This is a genomic window from Pseudomonas koreensis (genome assembly GCF_012986595.1).
Classification (GTDB): Bacteria; Pseudomonadota; Gammaproteobacteria; order Pseudomonadales; family Pseudomonadaceae; genus Aquipseudomonas; species Aquipseudomonas koreensis.
Window position 1 is genome coordinate 440,948 of record NZ_JAAQYM010000003.1, and the last position, 21,732, is coordinate 462,679.

Annotated in this window: 18 protein-coding genes; 7 read left to right on the forward strand and 11 right to left on the reverse strand. The window is 61.7% G+C overall.

The genetic code is table 11. The annotated features are described in order from the left end of the window. Positions 1 to 29 precede the first annotated feature (29 nt). Both HBN98_RS11575 and HBN98_RS11580 read right to left on the reverse strand, forming a co-directional pair. Complete coding sequence (locus HBN98_RS11575) at positions 30 to 2,006, reverse strand: methyl-accepting chemotaxis protein (RefSeq protein ID WP_083367558.1); 1,977 nt, start codon at positions 2,004 to 2,006, stop codon at positions 30 to 32. A 188-nt stretch (positions 2,007 to 2,194) separates the two neighbouring features. Continuing rightward, positions 2,195 to 3,115 carry a LysR substrate-binding domain-containing protein gene (locus tag HBN98_RS11580; protein ID WP_064589801.1) on the reverse strand — a complete coding sequence of 307 codons (921 nt, stop codon included), beginning with the start codon at positions 3,113 to 3,115 and terminating at the stop codon, positions 2,195 to 2,197. Between the two features lie 157 nt (positions 3,116 to 3,272). On the opposite strand from HBN98_RS11580, the gene HBN98_RS11585 reads away from it, so the two are divergent. Continuing rightward, positions 3,273 to 4,667 (forward strand): NorM family multidrug efflux MATE transporter, encoded by a 1,395-nt coding sequence (locus tag HBN98_RS11585; protein WP_083369388.1) that lies wholly within the window; start codon positions 3,273 to 3,275, stop codon positions 4,665 to 4,667. Positions 4,668 to 4,737: 70 nt separating this feature from the next. On the opposite strand, the gene HBN98_RS11590 is transcribed toward HBN98_RS11585, so the two are convergent. Continuing rightward, positions 4,738 to 6,408, reverse strand: a complete 1,671-nt coding sequence (locus HBN98_RS11590) for a putative bifunctional diguanylate cyclase/phosphodiesterase (RefSeq protein WP_064589802.1) — start codon at positions 6,406 to 6,408, stop codon at positions 4,738 to 4,740. Positions 6,409 to 6,670: 262 nt separating this feature from the next. Between HBN98_RS11590 and rep the strand changes: the two genes are divergently transcribed. Both rep and HBN98_RS11600 read left to right on the forward strand, forming a co-directional pair. After that, positions 6,671 to 8,680 carry a DNA helicase Rep gene (rep, locus tag HBN98_RS11595; RefSeq protein ID WP_064589803.1) on the forward strand — a complete coding sequence of 670 codons (2,010 nt, stop codon included), beginning with the start codon at positions 6,671 to 6,673 and terminating at the stop codon, positions 8,678 to 8,680. A gap of 55 nt (positions 8,681 to 8,735) precedes the next feature. Next, on the forward strand, positions 8,736 to 9,308 hold the full coding sequence (locus HBN98_RS11600; RefSeq protein WP_025113230.1) for a xanthine phosphoribosyltransferase: 573 nt from the start codon (positions 8,736 to 8,738) through the stop codon (positions 9,306 to 9,308). A 132-nt stretch (positions 9,309 to 9,440) separates the two neighbouring features. Here the strand turns inward: HBN98_RS11600 and HBN98_RS11605 are convergent, their stop codons facing one another. The 6 genes from HBN98_RS11605 to dadA all read right to left on the reverse strand — a co-directional run bounded on the left by HBN98_RS11605 (position 9,441) and on the right by dadA (position 15,533). Beyond that, positions 9,441 to 11,363 (reverse strand): acetyl-CoA hydrolase/transferase C-terminal domain-containing protein, encoded by a 1,923-nt coding sequence (locus HBN98_RS11605; RefSeq protein ID WP_083367557.1) that lies wholly within the window; start codon positions 11,361 to 11,363, stop codon positions 9,441 to 9,443. 135 nt (positions 11,364 to 11,498) lie between these two features. Then, entirely contained in the window at positions 11,499 to 11,915 is a 417-nt protein-coding gene (locus HBN98_RS11610; protein ID WP_016985831.1) for a c-type cytochrome, read from the reverse strand. Positions 11,916 to 12,097: 182 nt separating this feature from the next. Beyond that, positions 12,098 to 12,646 carry a cupin domain-containing protein gene (locus HBN98_RS11615; RefSeq protein WP_007920393.1) on the reverse strand — a complete coding sequence of 183 codons (549 nt, stop codon included), beginning with the start codon at positions 12,644 to 12,646 and terminating at the stop codon, positions 12,098 to 12,100. Between the two features lie 88 nt (positions 12,647 to 12,734). Further along, positions 12,735 to 13,808, reverse strand: a complete 1,074-nt coding sequence (gene alr / locus HBN98_RS11620) for an alanine racemase (protein ID WP_083367556.1) — start codon at positions 13,806 to 13,808, stop codon at positions 12,735 to 12,737. Between the two features lie 95 nt (positions 13,809 to 13,903). Further along, positions 13,904 to 14,257, reverse strand: coding sequence for a RidA family protein (locus tag HBN98_RS11625; protein WP_064589806.1), 354 nt, complete (start codon positions 14,255 to 14,257; stop codon positions 13,904 to 13,906). Further along, the gene (gene dadA, locus HBN98_RS11630) at positions 14,229 to 15,533 is read right to left on the reverse strand and encodes a D-amino acid dehydrogenase (RefSeq protein WP_083367555.1); all 1,305 of its coding nucleotides are present in this window, start codon (positions 15,531 to 15,533) and stop codon (positions 14,229 to 14,231) included. The genes HBN98_RS11625 and dadA overlap by 29 nt, the downstream gene beginning before the upstream one ends. 156 nt (positions 15,534 to 15,689) lie before the next feature. Between dadA and HBN98_RS11635 the strand changes: the two genes are divergently transcribed. Then, positions 15,690 to 16,178 (forward strand): Lrp/AsnC ligand binding domain-containing protein, encoded by a 489-nt coding sequence (locus HBN98_RS11635; RefSeq protein WP_003177284.1) that lies wholly within the window; start codon positions 15,690 to 15,692, stop codon positions 16,176 to 16,178. Positions 16,179 to 16,288: 110 nt separating this feature from the next. Here HBN98_RS11635 and HBN98_RS11640 read toward each other — a convergent pair whose 3' ends face one another. Then, positions 16,289 to 16,642 carry a YkgJ family cysteine cluster protein gene (locus tag HBN98_RS11640; protein WP_064589808.1) on the reverse strand — a complete coding sequence of 118 codons (354 nt, stop codon included), beginning with the start codon at positions 16,640 to 16,642 and terminating at the stop codon, positions 16,289 to 16,291. A 146-nt stretch (positions 16,643 to 16,788) separates the two neighbouring features. Between HBN98_RS11640 and HBN98_RS11645 the strand changes: the two genes are divergently transcribed. Continuing rightward, entirely contained in the window at positions 16,789 to 18,099 is a 1,311-nt protein-coding gene (locus HBN98_RS11645) for an NAD(P)/FAD-dependent oxidoreductase (RefSeq protein WP_083367554.1), read from the forward strand. Between the two features lie 107 nt (positions 18,100 to 18,206). Here the strand turns inward: HBN98_RS11645 and HBN98_RS11650 are convergent, their stop codons facing one another. Beyond that, positions 18,207 to 18,452, reverse strand: coding sequence for a DUF1127 domain-containing protein (locus tag HBN98_RS11650; RefSeq protein WP_083367553.1), 246 nt, complete (start codon positions 18,450 to 18,452; stop codon positions 18,207 to 18,209). 179 nt (positions 18,453 to 18,631) lie between these two features. Here HBN98_RS11650 and HBN98_RS11655 point away from each other — a divergent pair, with 179 nt between their 5' ends. Both HBN98_RS11655 and HBN98_RS11660 read left to right on the forward strand, forming a co-directional pair. After that, positions 18,632 to 20,053 carry an aminotransferase-like domain-containing protein gene (locus tag HBN98_RS11655; protein WP_083367552.1) on the forward strand — a complete coding sequence of 474 codons (1,422 nt, stop codon included), beginning with the start codon at positions 18,632 to 18,634 and terminating at the stop codon, positions 20,051 to 20,053. A gap of 60 nt (positions 20,054 to 20,113) precedes the next feature. Continuing rightward, on the forward strand, positions 20,114 to 21,682 hold the full coding sequence (locus tag HBN98_RS11660) for a phospholipase D family protein (protein ID WP_083367551.1): 1,569 nt from the start codon (positions 20,114 to 20,116) through the stop codon (positions 21,680 to 21,682). The last annotated feature ends 50 nt before the right edge of the window (positions 21,683 to 21,732 follow it).

Consider the following 21,732-nt stretch of genomic DNA (forward strand, 5'->3'; position numbering starts at 1 on the left):
CTGCTCGCGATAGCTATGTCTGCCGCGCATCAACGAAACCGATCAACCTCGGAACGCAGATCCGCTGCCAGTTTCTCCAGCTCCTTGGCCGTCACCGCCAGGTTCGACACCACCTCACGCTGCTCACTGTTGGCCAGCGCAATGCTTTGCAGGTTACTGCTCAGCAACGTAGCGGTACTGCTCTGCTCCTGGGTCGCCGTAGTAATCGCAGCAAACTGTTGCCCTGCCGAACGGCTCTGTTCATCAATCCGCGCCAGCGCCGATGCGACATTGGCGTTGCGCGACAGGCCTTCCTGCATCAGCAGGTTGCCCTGCTCCATGGTGCTGATGGCGTTGCCGGTTTCCTGCTGGATGCTGTGGATCATCCCGGAGATTTCGTCAGTCGCCTGACGGGTGCGCGAAGCGAGGTTGCGCACTTCGTCTGCCACCACGGCAAAACCGCGGCCCTGTTCACCGGCGCGCGCGGCTTCAATCGCAGCGTTGAGCGCCAGCAGGTTGGTCTGTTCGGCAATCGAGGTGATCACGCTGACGATGCCGCCGATTTCCTGGGAGCGCTGACCGAGGGTGTTGATCACGGTCGCGGTGGTGTTCAGTGCACCAGCGATTTGCTCCAGCGAGGAAGAAGCCTCTTCCATCGACGTGCGCCCGATCTGGGTCTGTTGCGCGTTTTCCTGGGCCAGACGCTGGGTGTTGCCCATGTTGTCGGCGATGTTCAGCGAGGTAGCGCTGAACTCTTCCACGGCGCCGGCCATGCTGGTGATTTCACCCGACTGCTGCTCCATGCCTTCATAAGCACCACCGGACAAACCGGACAGCGCCTGGGCCCGGCTGTTGACCTCTTCCGAGGAGCGGCGGATATGCTCGACCATGATCGACAGCGCCTGGCTCATCTGGTTGAACGCGCGGGACAGCTGGCCAATCTCGTCGTTGCTCGTCACGTTCAGGCGCACGCTCAAGTCACCGGCGCCCAAGGCTTCGGCCTGACGCACCAGATCACTTAGCGGCGCGAGTTTGCTGCGCAGCAGCCAGACCACCGAACCGACCGCCAGCAGCATCGCCAGCAAACTGCCGATCGCCAGTTGGGTGCCGACGCTCCAGGTCACTGCGCGAATCTCGGCTTTCGGCATGCTCGCCACCACCGCCCACGGACCGCCATCGAAAGGCACCGAAACGCTGTAGAAGTCTTCGGCCTTGTCGCTCCAGAACTGGCCTTTACCCGGCGCTTTGGCCAAGCCGCCGATTACTGGAATTGCTTGATCCAGCGCCTGCACACCGGCAGGCGCGACCAACCACTTGTTCTGCTCATCCAGCAGCGCCAGCGAACCGCTCTGGCCAATACGGAATCGCTTGAGATTGTCGAATTGGATGTTCTGCGCGTCGGTGTAATCGAAGCCGACGAACAGCACCGCAATCACCTTGCCGCTGCCATCGCGCACCGGGGTGTATTGGGTCATGTACGAGCGATCGAACAGCAAGGCACGGCCGACATAGCCCTGCCCCGCCATCAACTTCGCATAAGCCGGGTGCGCATGATCGAGCAAGGTGCCGATGGCGCGCGTGCCGTCCTGTTTGGTCAGCGAGGTGCTGACCCGCACGAAGTCTTCGCCGCTGCGCACGAACAGCGTGGCGACGCCGGCCGTCATCTGCTTGAACTCGTCGACTTCCTTGAAGTTGTTGTTCAGCACTTCGCCGCCCAGGTGCAGGCCCGGGGTCTGGGTGCCGGCAACCGTCACCGGCTCATCCGGGTGAATGCTCAAACCCGCGCTGAAGCGCTTCTCGAACAGCCCGCTCAGGCGCTGGGTACTTTCGCGCAGCGTGCCGTGGAAGGTGCTCAACTGGTCGGCCAGCAGCCGCGCCTCACTGGCGAGGTGCTCTTCACGGGTGGCGAGGTTGGCGGTATCCAGCGAACGCAGGGCGAACACCGTACTGCCACTGATGACAATCGCCAGTATCACAGCGAGCGCGAGGCCCAGCTGCGAGGCGATCCGGGCACGAGGTTGAGACATGGACAGCTCCTGGCCGAGCCACCGGATCCTCCTTGATCGCAGCACTTGCTCGGAAAATTCTAATAGTGGGGTGTAATCGTGGAGACCGGCACGACGGTTCCACATGCACGTATTCGGCGGTAGAACCGAATACTTGAGCGAATAGCAGGGTTATGGCACAAGGCCGGCATTGTGGCGGCTCGAACGTTTCAGCTCAAGCGCGTCACCGCCGGAAGCGCCATGGCCCGCACTTCGCCTTGCAGGAAGTCGCTGAGGCGGCGCAAACGTTCACCTCCCGGGCGGGTTTTCGGCCAGACCAGGTAGTAATTCAGTCCGCTGGCGACGGCGGTCGGCCACGGCAGACTCAAGCGACCTTGCGCCACATCCTCGGCCACCATCAACAAATCGCCCATGGACACACCGTAACCCCGCGCCGCCGCGATCATCCCCAGCTCCAGGGTATCGAACACCTGTCCGCCCTTGAGCGAAATCTGATCAGACAATCCCATGTGCTCCAGCCAACTGCGCCAGTCACGTCGATCCGGGGTCGGGTGCAGCAATTCGGTGGAGGCCAGCCGCGCCAGATCCCAGGGTTGATCATTGAGCAAATTCGGCGCACCGACCGGAATCAGCTCTTCGGGAAACAACAGGCTGGCCTCCCAGTCCGGCGGGAAGTGTCCGTCACTGAGCAACACCGCGCAGTCGAAAGGCTCGTCGTTGAAATCCACCGAGTCCACGTCCATCCACGCGCTGGTCAGCTGCACCTCATTGCCCGGCTGTAGATGACGAAAGCGACTGAGCCGCGCCAGCAACCAACGCATGGTCAGGGTCGAGGGGGCTTTCATGCGCAGGATGTCGTCCTCGGCGCGCAAGGTGTTGCAGGCGCGTTCAAGGGCGGCGAAGCCGTCGCGAATCCCCGGCAGCAGCATCCGCGCCGACTCGGTGAGTTGCAGGTTACGGCCGCTGCGGTGAAACAGCTTGCAGGCGAAATGCTCTTCAAGCGTACGAATGTGCCGACTCACTGCACTCTGGGTGATCGACAGCTCCTCGGCTGCGCGGGTGAACGAGCTGTGTCGCGCCGCCGCTTCGAATGCGCGCAGGGCATACAAGGGAGGAAGACGACGGGACATTCGGAAAGCTCCTATAGCGGGTTACGGCCAACTTAGCAGAATCTGATCTGGATGAGTTTTAATCATGCCACCCATCCTTTTTATCCCTTTGTGCGAAAGCGCTTAAGCGCCGAGAATCGATGGCTCCTTGTTCCCTCTTTCATGAGTGGTGATGACCATGCAGCATCCTGTGCGTACCGAACTCTGGGCCATCCTGCGGCTGGCGGGGCCGTTGATTGCTTCACAGTTGGCGCACATGTTGATGGTGCTGACCGACACCCTGATGATGGCGCGCCTGAGTCCCGAAGCCCTGGCCGGCGGCGGACTGGGAGCGGCGAGTTACTCGTTCGTGTCGATCTTCTGCATCGGCGTGATCGCAGCGGTGGGCACCCTGGTGGCGATCCGGCAGGGCGCCGGCGACATCATCGGCGCCGCGCGCCTGACCCAGGCTGGATTGTGGCTGGCGTGGCTGATGGCGCTGGGCGCCGGGCTGCTGCTGTGGAATCTGAAACCGGTGTTGCTGCTGTTCGGCCAGACCGAAACCAACGTCAACGCCGCTGGACAATTTTTGATCGCCCTGCCCTTTGCCCTGCCCGGCTATCTGAGCTTCATGGCCCTGCGCGGCTTCACCAGTGCGATTGGCCGGGCGACCCCGGTGATGGTCATCAGCCTGGGCGGCACCGTGGCCAACTTCCTGCTCAACTATGCGTTGATCACCGGCATGTTCGGCCTGCCGAAACTGGGGCTGACGGGCATCGGTCTGGTCACGGCGATTGTCGCCAACTGCATGGCGCTGGCCCTCGCTTGGCACATCCGCCGGCACCCGGCCTACGACGCTTACCCGTTGCGCGCCGGCCTGTCGCGGCCGAACCGCCAATACCTCAAGGAGCTGTGGCGCCTCGGCCTGCCGATTGGCGGCACCTACGCGGTGGAAGTCGGTCTGTTCGCCTTCGCCGCGCTGTGCATGGGCACCATGGGCAGCACGCAGCTGGGCGCCCATCAGATCGCCCTGCAGATCGTTTCCGTGGCGTTCATGGTGCCGGCGGGCATGTCCTACGCCATCACCATGCGCGTCGGCCAGCACTACGGCGCCGGGCAACTGGGCGATGCGCGGATGTCCGGGCGGGTCGGGATCGTCTTCGGCGCGGTGGTGATGCTGGGCTTCGCCATGGTGTTCTGGCTGTTGCCGAATCAACTGGTCGGGTTGTTCCTCGACCACGACAACCCGGCGTTTGCCGAGGTGATTCGTCTGGCCGTGAGCCTGTTGGCGGTGGCGGCGTGGTTCGAGCTGTTTGACGGCACCCAGACCATCGCCATGGGCTGCATTCGTGGGCTCAAGGACGCGAAGACCACGTTCCTGGTCGGCCTCGGTTGCTATTGGCTGATCGGCGCGCCGGCGGCGTGGTGGATGGCATTCCACTTGAACTGGGGGCCGACGGGCGTCTGGTGGGGTCTGGCGCTGGGGTTGGCGTGTGCGGCGGTGAGTTTGACGCTGGCGTTTGAATGGAAAATGAAACGGATGATTCGGCGTGAGCCTGTGTCACAGAGGTTCGAGACCGTTCGCGCGGATTAAGATCACAAGATCGCAGCCTGCGGCAGCTCCTACAGGGATCTGTGTAGGAGCTGCCGCAGGCTGCGATCTGTTAAACGGCCTCCACAGAAACCTGTTGGCTTGAACCGAAGGTGAGGTACTCCACCAACTCCGCCAACGGCAACGGCCGGCTGATCAGATAGCCCTGCACCTGATCGCAGCCAAACCCGCGCAACAACTCCAGTTGCTCTGGTGTCTCGACCCCTTCGGCCACCACTTCCAGGTGCAGGTTGTGCGCGAGGTTGATCATCGCGTGCACCAGTTTGCGGTTCTCTTCGCGCTGTTCCATGCCGCCGACGAAGCTCTTGTCGATCTTCAGCAAGGTGATGGGCAAGCTGTTGAGGTGCACGAAAGACGAGAACCCGGTGCCGAAGTCATCCAGCGAGAAGCGCACGCCGAGGCGGCCGAGGGCGTCCATGGTCTGTTTGACCAGATCGCTGCGGCGCATCACGGCGGTCTCGGTCAGTTCGAACTCCAGCCACTGCGCCTCGACACCGCGCTCGGCGATCAGGCGACTGAGGGTCGGCAACAACTGACTGTCCTGAAACTGACGGAACGACAGGTTGATCGCCATGTGCAGCGCCGGCAACCCGCGCTCGCGCAGCGCCTGCATGTCGCGCAGCGCCCGGGAAATCACCCAGTAGCCCAGCGGCACGATCAAACCGCTCTGCTCCGCCAGCGGCACGAATTCGCTCGGTGGCAACAAGCCCCGCTCGCCATGGCGCCAGCGCACCAGAGCTTCGAGGCCGACGATCTGGCCGTCCGCCAGATTCAAGCGTGGCTGGTAATGCAGCTCCAGCTCATCGCGACGCAGGGCCCGACGCAGCTCGCTTTCGAGGTCGGCCATGCTCCGTGCGTTGCGGTTGATGCGTTCGTTGAAGATATGGAAGGTGCAACCCTGGGTGCTCTTGGCCTGCTGCATGGCGATGTGCGCATGCCACATCAGCGGATCGGCGCCGCCCTGCGCACGGGCATGGGCGATGCCGAGGCTGGAGCCGATCAACAGGCTTTCGCCATCGACCCAATACGGTTCGGCGAGTGCTTCGGTGATGCGTTCGGCCATCCACTCGGCGCGTTGCGGCGCGCGGCGGGTGTCGATCAGCAGGGCAAATTCATCGCTGCCCAGCCGCGCCAGTTGATCACCGGCCTCCAACTGGCTTTTCAGCCGTGCGACGACTTGCAGGATCAGCCGGTCGCCGGCCTGATGGCCGAGGGCGTCATTGGCGTGGCGGAAGTTGTCGAGGTCAAGATGCCCGAGGGCCAGGCCGCGACCGTCGCCTTCGGCAAGGCGCGCAGCGAGCAAGGTCTGGAACCCCTGGCGATTGGCGATGCCGGTCAGCGGATCCTGTTCGGCGAGGCGTTGCAGCGTATTTTCGAGCACGCCGCGTTCCCGCACATGGCGCAGGCAACGTCGCAGCATGCCGGCGTCGAGGGCGTCGAACACCAGCCAGTCGCTGACACCAACGGGCGCAGTGGCCGGTTCGTGTTCCAGCAGCAACACCGTCGGCAGGCTGCATCGGCCCGGGGCCGGCTGCAATGCCGGAACGGTCAACAACACCGCATGGCGGTTGTCTTCGAACAAACTGCTGACCGACTCCCAGCTCGGCGCGCTGATCAGCACCGCCGCGCTCCCCATCGGAGCCAGACACTCGCGCAATAACGCTGTCCACGCTGGCTCTTCGGCCAGTAGCAGCAAACGCAAGGGTTCGACAGGCGTAGACAAGCTAGCTCCCTAGACTCTGCAATGATGTGGGCGGGGCATTATGCCGTTGCGGTGTTCAATGACCAAATGACAACGGTTATCAGAACGTTATTTTGTGTCACGAATGAGAACATTAGCCGCAAAATCACCGCGCATCCTCCGCGAAAGTAACAAAACCGGCAAATTTGAATCGCGTGGTGCGTCACAAGTCGGAGAGAGCAGCACAAATCGCTGAGCCTGTTAAAATGCCGGCCCATTTCGTCAACGACTCCCGAATTTTCGTATGTCCCGACTCAATCCCCGGCAGCAAGAAGCCGTGAACTACGTCGGCGGCCCTCTATTGGTGCTCGCCGGCGCTGGCTCCGGCAAGACCAGCGTGATCACCCGCAAGATCGCGCACCTGATCCAGAACTGTGGCATCCGCGCCCAGTACATCGTCGCCATGACCTTTACCAACAAGGCCGCGCGCGAGATGAAGGAGCGGGTCGGCACCCTGCTGCGTGCCGGCGAAGGTCGCGGCCTGACGGTCTGCACTTTCCACAACCTGGGCCTGAACATCATCCGCAAGGAACACGCGCGGCTGGGCTACAAACCCGGTTTCTCGATCTTCGACGAGACCGACGTCAAAGCCCTGATGACTGACATCATGCAGAAGGAGTACGCAGGCGACGACGGCGTCGACGAGATCAAGAACATGATCGGCGCCTGGAAAAACGACCTGATTCTGCCGCCGCAAGCGCTGGAAAACGCGCGCAATCCGAAAGAACAGACTGCCGCGATCGTCTACACCCACTATCAGCGCACGCTCAAGGCGTTCAACGCGGTGGACTTCGACGACCTGATCCTGCTGCCGGTAAAGCTCTTCGAAGAGCACGCCGACATCCTCGAAAAGTGGCAGAACAAGGTGCGCTACCTGCTGGTCGACGAATACCAGGACACCAACGCCAGCCAGTATCTGCTGGTGAAAATGCTGATCGGCAAGCGCAACCAGTTCACCGTGGTGGGCGACGACGACCAGTCGATCTACGCCTGGCGCGGTGCGCGGCCGGAAAACCTGATGTTGCTCAAGGACGACTATCCGTCCCTGAAAGTGGTGATGCTGGAGCAGAACTACCGCTCCACCAGCCGCATCCTGCGCTGCGCCAACGTGCTGATCTCGAACAACCCGCACGAATTCGAAAAGCAGCTGTGGAGCGAGATGGGCCACGGTGACGAGATCCGCGTGATCCGCTGCCGCAACGAGGACGCCGAAGCCGAACGCGTGGCCATGGAAATCCTCAGCCTGCACTTGCGCACCGACCGCCCGTATAGCGATTTCGCGATTCTCTATCGCGGGAACTATCAGGCCAAACTGATCGAACTGAAGTTGCAGCACCACCAGGTGCCGTACCGCCTGAGCGGCGGCAACAGCTTCTTCGGCCGTCAGGAAGTGAAAGACCTGATGGCCTATTTCCGCCTGATCGTGAACCCGGATGACGACAACGCCTTCCTGCGGGTGATCAACGTGCCGCGCCGGGAAATCGGCTCCACGACTCTGGAAAAACTCGGCAACTACGCCACCGAACGCAAGATCTCGATGTACGCCGCCACCGACGAAATCGGTTTGGGCGAACACCTCGACAGCCGCTTCACCGATCGCCTGGCGCGCTTCAAGCGTTTCATGGACAAGGTCCGTGAGCAGTGCGCCGGCGAAGACCCGATCTCGGCGCTGCGCAGCATGGTCATGGACATCGACTACGAGAACTGGCTACGCACCAACAGTTCCAGCGACAAGGCAGCGGACTACCGGATGAGCAACGTCTGGTTCCTGATCGAAGCCTTGAAGAACACCCTGGAAAAAGACGAAGACGGCGAGATGACCGTCGAGGACGCCATCGGCAAACTGGTCTTGCGCGACATGCTCGAGCGTCAGCAGGAAGAAGAGGACGGCGCCGAAGGCGTGCAGATGATGACCCTGCATGCGTCCAAGGGACTGGAGTTCCCTTACGTGTTCATCATGGGCATGGAAGAGGAAATCCTCCCGCACCGCTCCAGCATCGAAGCCGACACCATCGAAGAAGAACGCCGCCTGGCCTACGTGGGCATCACCCGCGCCCGTCAGACCCTGGCCTTCACCTTTGCCGCCAAGCGCAAGCAGTACGGCGAGATCATCGACTGCGCGCCAAGCCGCTTCCTCGATGAGCTGCCGCCGGACGATCTGGCGTGGGAAGGCAACGACGACACACCGACCGAAGTCAAAGCCGTGCGCGGCAATAGCGCATTGGCTGATATACGCGCGATGTTAAAGCGCTAGAATTGACCACTTTTTTAAAGCTTAGGGCGCACAAGCGCTGAACGAGGACAGCTTCATGGAAGCATTGCACCAGAAAATCCGCGAACAAGGCATCGTGCTTTCCGATCAAGTCCTGAAAGTCGACGCCTTTCTGAACCACCAGATCGACCCGGCCCTGATGAAGCTGATCGGTGACGAATTCGCCACGCTGTTCAAGGATTCGGGCATCACCAAGATCGTCACCATCGAAGCCTCGGGCATCGCCCCGGCGATCATGACCGGTCTGAACCTTGGCGTGCCGGTGATCTTCGCCCGCAAGCACCAGTCCCTGACCCTGACGGAAAACCTGCTGTCGGCGACCGTTTACTCGTTCACCAAGCAGACCGAAAGCACCGTGGCCATCTCCCCGCGTCACCTGACCAGCAGCGACCGCGTGCTGATCATCGACGACTTCCTGGCCAACGGTAAGGCATCCCAGGCGCTGATCTCGATCATCAAGCAGGCCGGCGCCACCGTCGCCGGTCTGGGCATCGTGATCGAGAAGTCGTTCCAGGGCGGCCGCGCCGAGCTGGATTCGCAGGGCTATCGCGTTGAATCGCTGGCTCGCGTGAAATCGCTGAAGGATGGCGTCGTTACCTTCATCGAGTAATCCAGCAACACCGCATTACCCCTGTGGGAGCGAGCCTGCTCGCGAATGCTTAGGGTCAGTCGACATTTTGGTTGACTGATACACCGCTTTCGCGAGCAGGCTCGCTCCCACAGTGGGTTTTGCGATGTGTAGTTATTGAGTGGTGGCCTTGAGACCAGTGAGCAATAAACGCTGGAAGAGGTCTTCTCTCAGGCCTTCCGAGTTCGTGAGCTGCATCCGCTGCAGATGCTCGGGATACAACGAAGCATCCGGCGCATCCAGCGCGGCCTTGCCCAGTTCCAGAATCTCGGTCAGCTTGAACTTGCTCTTCAGCCAATTCAGCGCCCGCAACAGATCCCGCTCGACCGCGGTGAAATCACAACCCAGCGGATACTCCGGAAACAGGTTTGGATGCTTCGCGGCAATCGCCTGCAGTCGTTGCGGCGTGTTCTCGGCGAAACGCGGATCGAGACGGAAATCCTTCGGCAGCTTGCCGACTTTCTGCGCCTGCTCGATCAGCTCCGGCTGGAAGCGTGAATCGCTGATGTTCAGCAACGCCTCGATTACCACCGCATCGGTCTTGCCGCGCAGATCGGCGATGCCGTACTCGGTGACCACGATGTCGCGCAGGTGCCGTGGAATCGTGCAGTGGCCGTATTCCCAGACGATGTTCGAACTGATCTCACCACCGGACTCACGCCAGCTGCGCAGGATCAGAATCGAGCGCGCATCATGCAGCGCGTGGCCCTGGGCGACGAAGTTGTACTGCCCGCCAACGCCGCTGAGCACCCGCCCGTCTTCCAGTTGATCGGCCACGCCTGCGCCCATCAGCGTCATGGTGAACACGGTGTTGATGAACCGCGCATCGAGACGCTGCAAGCGCTTCAACTCTTCCTGCCCGTACAGCTCGTTGATGTAGCTGATGCGGGTCATGTTGAATTCGAGGCGCTTGCTCTGCGGCAGCTCGCGCAGGCGCTCGTAGAAACTGCGCGGGCCGAGGAAGAAACCGCCGTGCACCGAGATGCCATCGGTTTGCGCCGCTTCGTCCAGCGTGCCGGCATTGGCCTGTTCCTGCGTCTGCACGTCGGGGTAGACCTTGCGCCGGATGATCCCGGCGTCCGCCAGCACCAGCAGGCCGTTGACGAACATTTCGCTGCAACCGTACAGGCCTTTGGCGAACGGCGCGGTGCCGCCCTCGCGTTCGATCAACTGCGCCCACTGGCTGAGGTTTATGTCATTGAGCAAGGCCTGATAACCGGCGTTATCCGCTTGCCGCGCCAGCAGTGCGGCGGTCAGGGCATCGCCCATTGAGCCAATGCCGATCTGCAGGGTGCCGCCATCGCGTACCAACGTGCTGGCGTGCAGGCCGATGAAATGGTCCTGAAAGCCCACCGGCATGTTCGGCGTGGAGAACAGCGTGCTGCTGTCCTTGGCGTCGATCAGCAGGTCAAAGGTGTCGATATCGACTTCGGCATCGCCGGGCATGTACGGCAGCTCGGTGTGCACCTGGCCGACCAGCAGAATGGTCTCCCCTGCTGCGCGGCGCTTGGCGATCATCGGCAACAGGTCGAGGGTGATGTCCGGGTTGCAGCTCAGGCTCAGGCGATCGGGGTGGTCGCTGCTGCTGGCGAGCAACTGCGCCACCAGGTTCAGACCGGCGGCGTTGATGTCGCGGGCGGCGTGGCTGTAGTTGCTGCTGACGTAATCCTGCTGGGCCGGCGCGCTGTTGAGCAGGCTGCCGGGCTGCATGAAAAACTGTTCGATCCGGATGTTGGCGGGCAGGCTGTCACGCTGCAGGTCGGCGAGGAAATCGAATTCCGGGTAGTCACCAAAGACGCGCTCGACGAAGGGCTCGATGAAGCGCTTTTGCAAGCCATCGCCCACGTTCGGCCGCCCCAGGCACAGCGCGGTGTAGATCGTCAGTTGTCGCTCGGGCAGCCCTTTGATGCGCCGGTACAGCGCGTTGACGAAGTGATTGGGCTTGCCCAGCCCCAGCGGCAAGCCCATGTGGATATGCGCCGGCAAGCGTGCAAGCACCTCGTCCACTGCCTGTTCGATCGAACACAACTGCACCATCTGAAGCCTCCTGCCCGTTCCGTGAATAGAGGTAGACCGAGCTTGCCTCGACTTTGCTGCAAAGGACAGCCCAAGCCGCGAATCGCAGGCACAAAAAAACCGTCCGAAGACGGTTTTTTTCGTCAGAAGCGCGGCTTATTTCAGGCCGGACATCTTCTGGATCGCACCTTTCAACTCGTCATCCGAGCAATCGGCGCAGGTGCCTTTTGGCGGCATGGAGTTGATGCCGGTGATGGCTTTGGCGAGGATGCCGTCGAGGCCGCCCTGGTGATCGGCGCGTTCTTTCCAGGCGGCGGTGTCACCGATTTTCGGTGCGCCCAACAGGCCGGTACCGTGGCAAGCGTTGCAATGTTTTGCAATCACTTCATCTGGCGTCTTCGCACCACCGCCGCCGCCAGCGGAAGCCGCAACTTCCATTCCTTTGCATTCCTGCCCCTGAACGCACACCTGGCCGACCGGCTCGAGGCGCTTGGCAATGTCGTCATTCGTCGCAGCTTGAGCGCTGACAGCCCAGAGGGCCAGTACGGTTGCTGGTGCGGCCAGCATTTTCATAATTAGGTTCACGCGTTCACCCTCAATGGTGGCTATTCACGCCTGCGGCCACGGTTCGCAGGCGGGCGCAAGTATAGCGGGTAGCCCGCCACACTGAAACAACCCCATAGTCGGAGGGGTTATACCGCGCTGTGGAAAAACTCTCCGGATGCCTTCGCCGTCATGGCTTGGCGCCTCTATCTTTAAAAATTCGCCGGCGTGGCTGCGCTGATTAGTCGCGCAGGCGCGTCGAACGGATTACGGAAACGATGCGGCTTGGTACTTTCAAAATAGTAGCTGTCGCCGGCTTCGAGAATAAAAGTTTCCAGCCCCACCACCAATTCCAGACGACCTTCCACCAGAATCCCGGTTTCTTCGCCTTCATGGGTGAGCATTTCTTCGCCGGTATCGGCGCCCGGTGGGTAGATTTCGTTGAGAAACGCGATGGCCCGGCTCGGGTGCGCGCGGCCGACCAGTTTCATGGTCACGGCGCCGTCGGAAATGTCGATCAGCTCGTTGGCCTTGTAGACGATCTGGGTCGGGACTTCCTGCAGGATTTCTTCGGAAAAGAACTCGACCATGGACATGGGAATCCCGCCCAGAACCTTCCTCAGCGAACTGATCGAAGGGCTGACGCTGTTCTTTTCGATCATCGAAATGGTGCTGTTGGTGACGCCCGCGCGTTTGGCGAGTTCACGCTGGGAAAGCCCTTTGAGCTTGCGGATCGATTGCAGTCGTTCACCGACGTCCAAGGCGGGAGCCTCCTGATGTTGTAAGAATATTGAGCGTTATCATGGCGACAGCGTTCAGTATTTACAACACTTGGCCCCCGCAGCGGCGTCAACCCTCGGAATAGAGCCTTGGCACGCGACGCAGGTTGCAGAAGATCTGGTACGGAATGGTGTCCGCCCACTTTGCCACTTCGCTGGCGAGGATGGTTTTGCCCCACAGCTCGACGGTCGAACCAAGGCCGGCTTCCGGCACATCGGTCAGGTCGATACAGAGCATGTCCATCGACACGCGGCCAAGTATGCGGCTGCGTTTGCCGGCGACCAGCACCGGTGTGCCGGTTGGCGCGTGACGCGGGTAGCCATCGGCGTACCCCATCGCAACCACGCCGATGCGCATCGGTTTGTCGGTGATGAATCTGGCACCGTAGCCGATCGGCTCGCCGGCGGGCAGTTCGCGCACACAGATGACTTTCGATTCGAGGGTCATCACCGGTTGCAGGCGCTCGGCCACGGCGTTGGCTTCTTCGAACGGGGTCGCGCCGTACAGCATGATGCCCGGGCGCACCCAGTCGCTGTGGATCTGCGGCCAACCGAGCACGGCCGGCGAGTTGCGCAGGCTGACTTCGGCGGTCAGGCCCTGACGGGCAGCCTCGAACACCGCGACCTGATCGGCGCTGCTCTGCTCGTGCAGCTCATCGGCGCGGGCGAAGTGGCTCATCAGCACGATCTTCGCCACTTTGCCGCTGGCCAGCAGGCGTTGATAGGCCGCCGCGTAATCCTTCGGATGCAGACCCACACGGTGCATGCCCGAATCGAGCTTCAGCCACACGGTGATCGGTTTGCTCAATGCCGCCTGCTCGATGGCTTCGAGCTGCCATAGCGAATGCACCACGGTCCAGAAATCATGCTCGACGATGAGCGCCAGTTCATCGGCCTCGAAGATCCCTTCGAGCAACAATACCGGGCCCTTGATACCGGCCGCGCGCAGCTCCAGCGCCTCTTCGATGCAGGCGACGGCAAACCCGTCGGCCTCGGCTTCCAGCGCCTGGGCGCAACGCACTGCGCCGTGACCGTAGGCATCAGCCTTGATCACTGCCAGCGCCTTGGCGCCGGTGACTTCGCGGGCAATTCGGTAGTTGTGGCGCAGGGCTTCTAGGTCGATCAGGGCACGGGCAGGACGCATGGCGGCAGACTTCTAGGCGGTCATGGGAAGAAAAACCGGCGCCGACTGACGACGTGAACCGCCAACAGCGCCGGGAGAGGGATCTTTACAACGAGTTATGGCAACGCGGCGACGATGGAGATCTCGACCAGGATGCTCGGCTTGGCCATCTTCGCTTCGACGGTGGCACGGGCCGGGGCAGCGCCTTTGGGCAGCCATTGGTCCCACACCGAGTTCATCCCGGCAAAGTGCGCCTCGATGTCGTTCAGGTAGATCGTTGCCGACAGCAGATGCTGCTTGTCAGTCCCGGCCAGATCGAGCAAGCGCTCGATATTGGCGAGCACCTCGCGGGTCTGTTGCTCAACCCCGGCGTTGAAGTCGTCGCCGACCTGCCCGGCCAAATACACGGTGCCGTTGTGGCTGACGATCTGACTCATGCGCTCATTGGTGAGCTGGCGCTGGATTGCCATGTTTTGCGGACTCCTGAGGCTTGTTGCCGTAACGGGAAATATCGAGGCCTTCGGCGCTGATCTGCGGCTTTTTCTTCGCCATCAGATCGGCCAGCAAACGACCGGAACCGCACGCCATGGTCCAACCCAGGGTGCCGTGACCGGTGTTGAGGAACAGATTCTTGAACGGCGTGGCGCCCACGATCGGCGTGCCATCCGGGGTAGTCGGACGCAGGCCGGTCCAGAAGCTCGCTTCGGCCAGATTGCCGCCCTGAGGATAAAGGTCGTTGACGATCATCTCCAGGGTTTCGCGCCGACGCGGGTTCAGCGACAGGTCAAAACCGGCGATCTCCGCCATGCCGCCGACGCGGATGCGGTTGTCGAAACGGGTGATCGCGACCTTGTAGGTCTCGTCGAGAATGGTCGAGGTCGGGGCCATGTCCGGGTTGGTGATCGGCACGGTCAGCGAGTAGCCCTTGAGCGGATACACCGGGGCCTTGATGCCCAGCGGCTTGAGCAGTTGCGGCGAGTAGCTGCCGAGCGCCAGCACGTAGCGGTCGGCGGTTTCCAGTTTTCCGTCGATCCATACACCGTTGATGCGGTCACCGGCGTAATCGAGGCGCTGGATGTCCTGGCCGAAGCGGAATTCCACACCGAGTTTCACGGCCATTTCAGCCAGGCGTGTGGTGAACATCTGGCAGTCACCGGTCTGGTCGTTTGGCAGACGCAGGGCGCCGGCGAGGATGTCGGTAACATTGGCCAGAGCCGGCTCGACGCGGGCAATGCCGGCGCGGTCGAGGACTTCAAACGGTACGCCGGACTCTTTCAGCACGGCGATGTCTTTGGCGGCGCCATCGAGTTGCGCCTGAGTGCGAAACAGCTGAGTAGTGCCGAGGCTCCGGCCTTCGTAGGCGATGTCGGTTTCTGCGCGCAGTTCGTCGAGGCAGTCGCGGCTGTACTCGGACAGACGCACCATGCGCTCCTTGTTCACCGCGTAACGGTTGGCGGTGCAGTTGCGCAGCATCTGCGCCATCCACAGGTACTGGTCGATGTCGGCGGTGGCCTTGATCGCCAGCGGCGCGTGCCGCTGCAGCAACCACTTGATGGCCTTGAGCGGCACGCCCGGGGCAGCCCACGGCGAGGCATAGCCTGGCGACACCTGGCCGGCGTTGGCGAAACTGGTCTCCATGGCCACGGCTGGCTGCCGGTCGACCACCACCACTTCAAACCCGGCACGGGCCAGATAGTAAGCACTGGCGGTACCGATGACGCCGCTACCCAAGACCATTACGCGCATTTTTGTATCCCTCATCGCGGCAGGGCCGCGTACGTCTGTTGTTAGAGCAATGATGCGCGCAGTGTAAAAAAGAATGGCCAGTGCATTTCACTATATAAGCGCCTATATTTGGCGACAATTCTCGGCAAAAACCCTTTTCACGGAGGCGCATCCCCTATGCGTACCAACACTCAGACCAAACGTGAGCTGGACAAGATCGACCGCAACATCTTGCGGATCCTGCAGGCGGACGGACGGATATCGTTTACCGAACTCGGCGAGAAGGTGGGCCTGTCCACCACGCCGTGTACGGAGCGGGTGCGGCGGCTGGAGCGCGAGGGGATCATCATGGGCTACAACGCCCGGCTCAATCCGCAGCATTTGAAGGGTAGCCTGCTGGTGTTTGTCGAGATCAGCCTCGACTACAAATCCGGCGACACTTTCGAAGAGTTCCGACGCGCGGTGCTGAAATTGCCGCACGTGCTGGAGTGTCACCTGGTGTCAGGGGATTTCGACTATCTGGTGAAAGCGCGGATTTCCGAGATGGCCTCGTATCGCAAGCTGCTGGGCGACATTCTGTTGAAGCTGCCGCATGTGCGCGAGTCCAAGAGCTATATCGTGATGGAAGAGGTGAAGGAGAGCTTGAGCTTACCGATTCCAGACTGAAGATTGGTGGCACTCCATTCGCGAGCAGGCTCGCTCCCACAGAGGAATGCATTCCAAATGTGGGAGCGAGCCTGCTCGCGAAAGCCGCAAATCGGTCGGGAGTGAACCCGCTAAACCAACACCTGCCGATTCGCCGCCATGTACTCGAATATCTGCTTCTCCACTCGCGGATGAATCAACTCCACCGGCCCCCGTCCATTCGGGCACGGCAACGTCTTCGTCGTGCCGAACAACCGGCAAATCAGCGGCCGTTCTTCATACACCGTGCAGCCATTGGGCCCCAGGTGCACGCAGTTCAGCTCCTCCATCGCCGCATCCTGCTCGGCGCGGGTCTTGCGCGGCAGGCGTGACATTTCTTCCGGCGAAGTGGTCACCGGACCGCAGCAGTCATGGCAGCCCGGCACGCAGGCGAACGTGGGGATCTGCTGACGCAGGTCGCGAATTGTCTGGCGGTTGCAGCTCATCGAAACGGTAACCCACATGAATAGGCGGCAATTGTGCCGCAAAAGCCGCGATCCAGACAGCAACGGCCGACCAGTGTTGCCCGTGTTCGGGCGTGCGGCTTATGCTCCGTCAAATTTTCTCGACACTCAGCCGTTGGATGACGCCCATGAATGCCCGCGCCCGAACCTTCGCGAGCCAACCCCACGTTGCCTCTTATTACGCCGCCAGCAGCCTGCCGCAGCCTGATCATCCGCAACTGCAAGGTGAAGTGATTGCCGACGTGTGCGTGGTCGGCGGCGGCTTCTCCGGGCTGAACACCGCGCTGGAACTGGCCGAACGCGGCCTCAGCGTGGTGTTGCTGGAAGCGCACCGGATCGGCTGGGGTGCCAGTGGCCGTAACGGCGGGCAGTTGATTCGCGGGGTCGGTCACGGCCTCGATCAGTTCGCCAACGTCATCGGTGCCGACGGCGTACGCCAGATGAAACTCATGGGCCTGGAAGCGGTGGAAATCGTTCGCCAGCGGGTTGAGCAGTTCCAGATCCAGTGCGACTTGACCTGGGGCTACTGCGACCTCGCCAACAAGCCTGCCGACCTCGAAGGCTTTGCCGAAGACGCCGAAGAACTGCGCGGCCTCGGCTATCGCTACGAAACCCGCTTGCTGCAAGCCAACGACATGCACACCGTGGTCGGCTCCAAGCGTTATGTCGGCGGCTTGATCGACATGGGATCAGGGCATCTGCACCCGCTGAACCTGGCGCTCGGCGAGGCCGCTGCCGCGCAGCAACTGGGGGTCAAACTGTTTGAGCAGTCGGCCGTCACCCGCATCGATTACGGCCCGGAAGTGCGCGTGCACAGCGCACAAGGTTCGGTGCATGCCAAGACCCTGGTGCTGGGCTGCAACGCCTACCTCAATGACCTCAACCCGCAACTGAGCGGCAAGGTCCTGCCCGCCGGCAGTTACATCATCGCCACCGAGCCGCTGAGTGAAGCCCAGGCTCACGCCCTGCTGCCGCAAAACATGGCGGTCTGCGACCAGCGGGTGGCGCTGGATTACTACCGCCTCTCGGCGGACCGCCGCTTGTTGTTCGGCGGTGCCTGCCATTATTCGGGACGCGATCCGAAAGACATCGGCGCGTACATGCAGCCGAAGATGCTCGAAGTCTTTCCGCAGCTGGCCGGGGTGAAGATCGACTATCAGTGGGGTGGGATGATCGGCATCGGTGCCAACCGTCTGCCGCAGATCGGCCGACTCAATGATCAGCCGAACGTGTATTACGCCCAGGCCTATTCCGGGCACGGGGTGAATGCCACGCACCTGGCGGGCAAACTGCTGGCCGAGGCGATCAGTGGGCAGCACAGTGGCGGGTTCGACCTGTTTGCCAAGGTGCCGCACATCACCTTCCCGGGGGGCAAACATTTGCGCTCGCCGCTGCTGGCGCTGGGGATGTTGTGGCATCGACTTAAAGAGTTGGTCTGAAGTTGATCCCCTGTAGGAGCTGCCGCAGGCTGCGATCTTTTGATCTTTAAATACAAAGTCAAAAGATCGCAGCCTGCGGCAGCTCCTACAGAGGACATTTCAATGAGTCAGATCCGCCAGAACGGCTTCAACCCCTCCTCCAGCGCCTGCTCGCGGGTCAGCCCGACATCCTTCAGCTGCTCCGGCGTCAGTTCCAGCAACGCCTTGCGCGTGTGCAGACGATGCCAGAACAGGCCCCAGCGACTCAGGCCGGACGGTGCGTTGCGCAACATCTCGTTGCGCGCACTGTCCCTCTGCCCTGCCTCCAGTTCCTGACTGTGTAACGTCAGCCGCACATCGCTCAAGCCGTTCATTTTTGTCGCTCCTGTTTACTTGGGTAGCCAGAGATTCCATGATGCGCGGGTCGGCAAAAGCATTACAGATTCAACACTTCTGTATTAACTCCATACAGATTTGCCGTTTTTGCGTCTGAATCACCGATTTTTGCCGCATCTGTACTGGTTTAACGAATCACCTGCATCGAGGCAGTGCCATGACCCTGTATGTGAACCTCGCCGAGCTGCTCGGCACCCGCATCGAACAAGGCTTCTACCGTCCTGGCGATCGCCTGCCTTCGGTGCGCGCCTTGAGCGTAGAACACGGGGTCAGCCTGAGCACGGTGCAACAGGCCTATCGCATGCTTGAAGACAGCGGCCTGGCAACGCCGAAACCCAAGTCCGGCTACTTTGTGCCAGTCGGGCGCGAGCTGCCGGAGCTGCCTGCGGTCGGACGTCCGGCGCAGCGGCCGGTGGAGATTTCGCAGTGGGATCAGGTGCTGGAATTGATTCGCGCGGTGCCGCGCAAGGACGTGGTGCAACTGGGTCGCGGCATGCCCGATGTGACCACGCCAACCATGAAACCGCTGCTGCGCGGACTGGCGCGGATCAGCCGCCGCCAGGACATGCCCGGCCTGTATTACGACAACATCCACGGCACCCTCGAACTGCGCGAACAGATCGCCCGGCTGATGCTCGATTCCGGCTGCCAGTTGAGCGCCAGTGACCTGGTCATCACCACCGGTTGCCACGAAGCGCTGTCCACCAGCATCCACGCGATCTGCGAGCCGGGCGACATCGTCGCGGTGGATTCGCCGAGCTTTCACGGCGCCATGCAGACGCTCAAAGGGCTGGGCATGAAAGCGCTGGAAATCCCCACCGATCCGCTGACCGGGATCAGCCTCGAAGCACTGGAACTGGCGCTGGAGCAATGGCCGATCAAGGTCATCCAGATCACGCCCAACTGCAATAACCCGCTGGGCTACATCATGCCGGAGTCGCGCAAACGCGCGCTGCTCAACCTCGCCCAGCGCTTCGACGTGGCGATCATCGAAGACGATGTGTATGGCGAACTGTCCTACACCTACCCGCGCCCACGCACGATCAAGTCCTTCGACGAGGACGGCCGCGTGCTGCTGTGCAGTTCGTTTTCCAAGACCCTGGCGCCAGGGCTGCGCATCGGTTGGGTCGCGCCGGGACGTTATCTGGAGCGGGTGCTGCACATGAAATACATCAGCACCGGCTCCACCGCGCCGCAGCCGCAGATTGCCATCGCCGAATTCCTCAAAGGTGGTTACTTCGAACCGCATTTGCGACGGATGCGCGCTCAATACCAACGCAATCGCGACGCGATGATCGACTGGGTTACCCGTTATTTCCCGGCCGGCACCCGCGCCAGCCGTCCACAGGGCAGCTTCATGCTGTGGGTCGAACTGCCGGAAGGATTCGATACGCTGAAACTCAATCGGGCGCTGCATGACCAGGGCGTACAGATTGCCGTCGGCAGCATCTTTTCCGCCTCGGGCAAATACCGCAATTGCCTGCGGATGAACTACGCTGCCAAACCGACACCGCTGATCGAAGAAGCGGTGCGCAAGGTCGGTGCAGCCGCAATCAAATTACTGGCCGAAGCCGACTGACTTTTTTCGAGTGATCAGCGTCCATATGCCGACCTTTGCCGCCGACCGGAATGATCCTACGTGAGCTTCAGACAGCCCCTACTCGCTTTGCTGATGTTCGCCTCGCTCCTGAGCGGCTGCGCCAGCCTCGATGTGCCACGTGAGCCGAGCCAGGCGCTGCCGGCGTCGGACTCCAGTTTCGGCCGCTCGATCCAGGCCCAGGCCGCGCCCTGGCAGGGCCGTTCCGGCTTTCGCCTGCTGTCCAACAGCAGCGAAGCCTTCACCGCCCGTGCTGAACTGATCCGCAACGCGCAAACCAGCCTCGACTTGCAGTACTACATCGTCCATGACGGCGTCAGCACGCGGATGCTCGTGGAAGAACTGCTCAAGGCCGCCGACCGTGGCGTGCGCGTGCGCATCCTGCTCGACGACACCACCAGCGACGGCCTCGACACGATCATCGCCACACTGGCCGCGCATCCCCAGATCCAGATCCGCCTGTTCAACCCGCTGCACCTGGGTCGCAGCACGGGCGTGACCCGCGCCGCCGGACGTCTGTTCAACCTGTCGCTGCAACACCGGCGCATGCACAACAAACTGTTCCTGGCGGACAACAGCGTGGCCATCGTCGGCGGACGCAATCTGGGCGATGAGTATTTCGATGCCGAGCCGAACCTGAATTTCACCGACATCGACATGCTCAGCGTCGGCCCGGTGGCCGAGCAGCTCGGGCACAGTTTCGATCAGTACTGGAACAGCGCGCTGAGCAAGCCGATCGACGAATTCCTCTCCAGCAAACCGACCGCCAAAGACCTGCAGAACACCCGCACGCGCCTGGAAGAATCGCTGGACGAAACCCGCAAACAGAATCACGCGCTGTATCAACAGTTGATGACGTTCAAGACCGCACCGCGCATGGACATCTGGCGCAAGGAACTGATCTGGGCCTGGAACCAGGCGCTGTGGGATGCCCCAAGCAAGGTGCTGGCCAAGGACGAGCCGGACCCGCAATTGCTGCTGACCACCCAACTGGCGCCGGAGCTGCGGGGTGTCAGCAAAGAGCTGATCATGATCTCGGCGTATTTCGTGCCCGGCCAGCCGGGGCTGGTGTACCTGACCGGCCGCGCCGACGCCGGGGTGTCGGTGAGCCTGCTGACCAACGCCCTGGAAGCCACCGACGTGCCGGCGGTGCACGGCGGTTACGCGCCGTACCGCAAGGCGCTGCTGGAGCACGGGGTGAAACTGTATGAGCTGCGCCGTCAGCCTGGGGATAACTACGGCAGCGGACCGCACCTGTTTTACAGCAAGTCGTTTCGCGGCTCGGATTCCAGCCTGCACAGCAAGGCGATGATTTTCGACCGGCAGAAAGCGTTTATCGGCTCATTCAACTTCGACCCGCGCTCGGTGCTGTGGAACACCGAAGTCGGGGTCCTGGTGGACAGCCCGGAACTGGCCGAGCACGTGCGCGAACTGGCTTTGCAGGGTATGGCGCCAGCGCTGAGTTATCAGGCAAAACTGCAGGATGGCAAGATTGTCTGGGTGACCGAAGACAACGGCCAGATGCACACACTGACCAAGGAGCCGGGGAGCTGGTGGCGGCGCTTCAATGCGTGGTTCAGCACCACTGTGGGTCTGGAGCGGATGCTTTAAATAGCAAAAGATCGCAGCCTGCGGCAGCTCCTACACTGGAATGCGGTATC

What these genes read in the sequence shown, in the direction of transcription:
- HBN98_RS11575 (WP_083367558.1), bottom strand. Translation starts at nt 2,006, where the DNA reads ATGTCTCAACCTCGTGCCCGGATCGCCTCGCAGCTGGGCCTCGCGCTC.
- HBN98_RS11645 (WP_083367554.1), top strand. Translation starts at nt 16,789, where the DNA reads ATGAATGCCCGCGCCCGAACCTTCGCGAGCCAACCCCACGTTGCCTCT.
- HBN98_RS11580 (WP_064589801.1), bottom strand. Translation starts at nt 3,115, where the DNA reads ATGTCCCGTCGTCTTCCTCCCTTGTATGCCCTGCGCGCATTCGAAGCG.
- HBN98_RS11585 (WP_083369388.1), top strand. Translation starts at nt 3,273, where the DNA reads ATGCAGCATCCTGTGCGTACCGAACTCTGGGCCATCCTGCGGCTGGCG.
- alr (WP_083367556.1), bottom strand. Translation starts at nt 13,808, where the DNA reads ATGCGTCCTGCCCGTGCCCTGATCGACCTAGAAGCCCTGCGCCACAAC.
- HBN98_RS11600 (WP_025113230.1), top strand. Translation starts at nt 8,736, where the DNA reads ATGGAAGCATTGCACCAGAAAATCCGCGAACAAGGCATCGTGCTTTCC.
- HBN98_RS11640 (WP_064589808.1), bottom strand. Translation starts at nt 16,642, where the DNA reads ATGAGCTGCAACCGCCAGACAATTCGCGACCTGCGTCAGCAGATCCCC.
- HBN98_RS11650 (WP_083367553.1), bottom strand. Translation starts at nt 18,452, where the DNA reads ATGAACGGCTTGAGCGATGTGCGGCTGACGTTACACAGTCAGGAACTG.
- rep (WP_064589803.1), top strand. Translation starts at nt 6,671, where the DNA reads ATGTCCCGACTCAATCCCCGGCAGCAAGAAGCCGTGAACTACGTCGGC.
- dadA (WP_083367555.1), bottom strand. Translation starts at nt 15,533, where the DNA reads ATGCGCGTAATGGTCTTGGGTAGCGGCGTCATCGGTACCGCCAGTGCT.
- HBN98_RS11655 (WP_083367552.1), top strand. Translation starts at nt 18,632, where the DNA reads ATGACCCTGTATGTGAACCTCGCCGAGCTGCTCGGCACCCGCATCGAA.
- HBN98_RS11625 (WP_064589806.1), bottom strand. Translation starts at nt 14,257, where the DNA reads ATGGCAATCCAGCGCCAGCTCACCAATGAGCGCATGAGTCAGATCGTC.
- HBN98_RS11605 (WP_083367557.1), bottom strand. Translation starts at nt 11,363, where the DNA reads ATGGTGCAGTTGTGTTCGATCGAACAGGCAGTGGACGAGGTGCTTGCA.
- HBN98_RS11635 (WP_003177284.1), top strand. Translation starts at nt 15,690, where the DNA reads ATGCGTACCAACACTCAGACCAAACGTGAGCTGGACAAGATCGACCGC.
- HBN98_RS11610 (WP_016985831.1), bottom strand. Translation starts at nt 11,915, where the DNA reads ATGAAAATGCTGGCCGCACCAGCAACCGTACTGGCCCTCTGGGCTGTC.